Origin of the sequence: Hydrotalea sp. (genome assembly GCF_049968455.1) — a bacterium.
Lineage (GTDB): Bacteria > Bacteroidota > Bacteroidia > Chitinophagales > Chitinophagaceae > Hydrotalea.
On record NZ_JBMFQT010000052.1, the window covers coordinates 1 to 1,658 of the forward strand.

Annotated in this window: 2 protein-coding genes; both read right to left on the minus strand. The window is 35.0% G+C overall.

The genetic code is table 11. The features are described from left to right. Positions 1–904 (minus strand): glycosyl hydrolase 115 family protein (locus ACP5P5_RS13640; protein ID WP_428286666.1); only part of this gene is annotated, 904 nt, incomplete at its 3' end. A gap of 14 nt (positions 905–918) precedes the next feature. After that, on the minus strand, positions 919–1,658 hold a 740-nt coding region (locus ACP5P5_RS13645), incomplete at its 5' end, for an SDR family NAD(P)-dependent oxidoreductase (RefSeq protein ID WP_428286667.1).

Here is a 1,658-nt window from a genome sequence, read left to right on the forward strand (position 1 = left end):
TTTCAATTCCTTTTTTCCAAAAAGAATCTAATACAGCCTGGTTGGTTTGATAGTTCCATGCACCTTTGCCATAGCGCTTCCATTCTTGCTGCGCACGTAACATGGGCTCATGATGTGATGTGCCCATGACAATTCCATATTGATTAGCAAGAATTGGGTTAAGTGTATCATCATCATTAAAAGCATTTCCCCACATGGCAGGCCATAAATAGTTAGCCTTTAAGCGCAATAGTAATTCAAATACCTTTTCATATACCAAGTGATTAACCCCACCAAATTTTTCTTTTGTCCATCCTGAAAATGCTGGTGCTTCATCATTTATAAAAATTCCTCTGTATTGTACGGAAGGTGAGGGGAAGTAGTAGGTTCCGTTTTTTACATAAATATTTTGATGTGGAATAATAGGAACATCTGCCCACCAATACCAAGGTGAAATACCGGCTTGTTTCGAAATTTCAAATACACCATAAGCAGCTCCACGTTTGTCGCTGCCCGCTATAATGATTGCATGGTATTTATTGGAAAGTAAATTTTGTATGGTTTTAATTTGAAATGCCTCCCATTGATTTTGTAAAGAATTTAAGTTGATTTTTTTTTCTGCAGCTAATTTGTGTAATGTGGCAGAGGCTTTAATTGTTCCAATTATGATAACATTTCCCTTTACAGATGATAAGTTGTGTGTAATGTAAATGTTTTTATGAGTAACTGCTTTTAAATCGCTTTGTAAAAATGCAGCCGATTTTTGTACCAACCAGTCATCGGTAGAGTCTGTGTAAATGTATAAAGGATCATTATTATTCCATAGTTGCCAATTATCTTTTTGTTGGGTAAATGCAACGATATTTTGAGCATGCAAAATAGTTGATATAGCACAAGCAAAAATAAATATGAATACATTTTTCATGATGAAATGTTTTTTTAAAAACCTATTGCATTTCCACCATCAACAGTTAAAATTGTTCCGGTTATGAATTTTGCTGCATCTGAAGCTAAAAAAAGCGCGGCATCTGCAACATCTTCCGGCATGCCCAGTTTGCCCATTGGTGTTCGGGTAATTACTTTACTCAATCTATCGGGATCATTATTTAGCGCTTTAGCACTCATTTCAGTGGCAATAAATCCAGGGGCAATACAATTAATACGGATACCCATTGGCGAAAGTTCAACTGCCATAGCACGAGTCATTCCTTCAATAGCTGCTTTAGAAGCGGTATATGCAATTACTTTTGGTAATCCATAGCGAGATGCCATGGAACTAATATGAATAATGACTCCTTTTTTTTTCGGAATCATGTGTTTAACTATGGCCTGAGAAATGGCAAAAACTGCCGTAACATTTGTGTTTAAAATAGATTGAAATTCAGTAAAGGAAACTTCCGTAAATTTTTTTTTTAGATTAATGCCAGCATTATTCACTAATATGTCAATGTTGCCATGTTCTTGTAAAATTTCTTGCACTTTATGTTCAATGGCATCTATATTATTTAAGTTGAATGTAATTGGGGTACATAAATTTCCTAATTCATTTGCTGCGGTTAGTAATTTTTGCTCATCTCTTCCAATAATTATGGTTCTAATATTGTTTTCCGTAAATTTTTTCGCAATGGCAAAGCCTATTCCCGATGCTCCTCCGGTAACTATTGCTGTTTTTCCAATTT